The sequence below is a fragment of the Arhodomonas sp. KWT genome (genome assembly GCF_010993615.1).
The window spans coordinates 61,207-62,965 of sequence record NZ_WNXE01000004.1 but is presented as its reverse complement, the minus strand read 5'-3'; the positions used below and the strand labels follow the sequence as shown (position 1 = coordinate 62,965).

General features: G+C 69.8%; 1 protein-coding gene. It reads right to left on the bottom strand.

Going from position 1 to position 1,759, the window contains the following annotated elements; all coding sequences use genetic code 11:
* Positions 1-57: 57 nt before the first annotated feature.
* Positions 58-1,569: a CoA-acylating methylmalonate-semialdehyde dehydrogenase gene (locus G7A99_RS02195; protein WP_163138751.1), complete on the bottom strand. Its 1,512-nt coding sequence runs from the start codon at positions 1,567-1,569 to the stop codon at positions 58-60.
* Between the last annotated feature and the right edge of the window lie 190 nt (positions 1,570-1,759).

Here is a 1,759-nt window from a genome sequence, read left to right as displayed (position 1 = left end):
CCTGCCCGGCCCGGCGCAGGGCGGCCGGGCCGGGATCCGGCGGCGTGCCGGACGTGGTTACATGGTAGGCATGCTGAAATGGTTCGTGTTGGTCTCGCGCACGCCCTTGGGCCAGCGCGCGGTGACCGTCTTCATCTCGGTGTAGAAACGCACCGCCTCCGGGCCGTGGGCGTGGAGCACGCCGAAGCGCGAGCGCTTCCAGCCGCCGAAGCTGTGGAAGGCCATCGGCACGGGGATCGGCACGTTGATGCCGACCATGCCCACCTGGATGCGCTGGGCGAAGGTGCGGGCCGCGTCGCCGTCGCGGGTGAACACCGCGGTGCCGTTGCCGAACTCGTGGGCGTTGATCAGATCCACGGCCTCGTCGAAGTCCGCGGCGCGGACCACCGAGAGCACCGGGCCGAAGATCTCCTCGCGATAGATGCGCATCTCCGGGGTCACCCGGTCGAACAGGCAGCCGCCGAGGAAGAAGCCGTTCTCGTGGCCGGCGACGGTGTGGTTGCGTCCGTCGACGACCAGCTCCGCGCCCTCGGAGACGCCCACATCGACGTAGCCCTGCACCTTTTCCAGGTGCTCGCGGGTCACCAGCGGACCCATGTCCGGCTCGTTGTCGCGGTCCAGGCCGTTGCCGACCTTCAGGCCCTCGGTGCGCTCGCGCAGTCGCTGGACCAGCCGGTCGGCGGTCTCCTCGCCCACGGGCACGGCCACGGAGACCGCCATGCAGCGCTCGCCCGCGGAGCCGTAGGCGGCGCCCATGAGGGCATCCACCGCCTGGTCGAGGTCCGCGTCGGGCATCACCACCATGTGGTTCTTGGCGCCGCCGAGGGCCTGCACGCGCTTGCCGTTGGCGGCGCCCGTCTCGTAGATGTACTGGGCGATGGGCGTGGAGCCGACGAAGCTGATCGCGCGCACGCGCTCGTCGGTGAGCAGGGTGTCCACGGCGGTCTTGTCGCCGTTGACGACGTTGAACACGCCGTCCGGCAGCCCGGCCTCACGCAGCAGCTCCGCGAGCAGCAGGGCCACCGACGGGTCCTTCTCGGAGGGCTTGAGCACGAAGGCATTGCCGCAGGCCAGCGCCACCGGGAACATCCACATCGGGACCATGGCCGGGAAGTTGAACGGCGTGATACCGGCGCACACGCCCACCGGCTGCTGCATGGACCAGGAGTCCACGTCCGTGCCGACGTTGCTGGAGTGCTCGCCCTTGAGCAGGTGGGGGATGCCGCAGGCGAACTCCACCACCTCCAGGCCGCGGATGACCTCGCCCTTGGCGTCGGAGAACACCTTGCCGTGCTCCCGGGTGATCAACTCGGCGAGGCGGTCGTCATTCTCCTCGATGAGCTGCTTGAAGCGGAACATCACCCGTGCGCGGCGCAGCGGTGGGGTGGCGGCCCAACCGGCCTGGGCTGCCTCGGCGGCGTCGATGGCCTCGCGGACCTGCGCCTCGCTTGCCAGCGCGACCTCCGCGGTACGCTCGCCCGTGGCGGGGTTGTAGACCGGCGCACGGCGCTCGCCCTCGTCGCTGCGAAGCGCCCCGTTGATGAAGTGATGAATGGTGGTCTCGGTCATGATCGCTCCTCCTCGCGGTTAACCGGACGTTCAGTCTGGCGCCGTGTCCGGGAGGGGCGAATTGACGAAACGAACGGGGTAATGGACGATCTTGCCCAGGGGCGGTTCAACCCGCCGGGCGGTCCCACACGTACAGCCGTAGCGGCGGGATGTTGCGCCATTCCCAGCGCGCGATGCGCGGGGCGCCGAA

What these genes read in the sequence shown, in the direction of transcription:
- G7A99_RS02195 (WP_163138751.1), bottom strand. Translation starts at nt 1,569, where the DNA reads ATGACCGAGACCACCATTCATCACTTCATCAACGGGGCGCTTCGCAGC.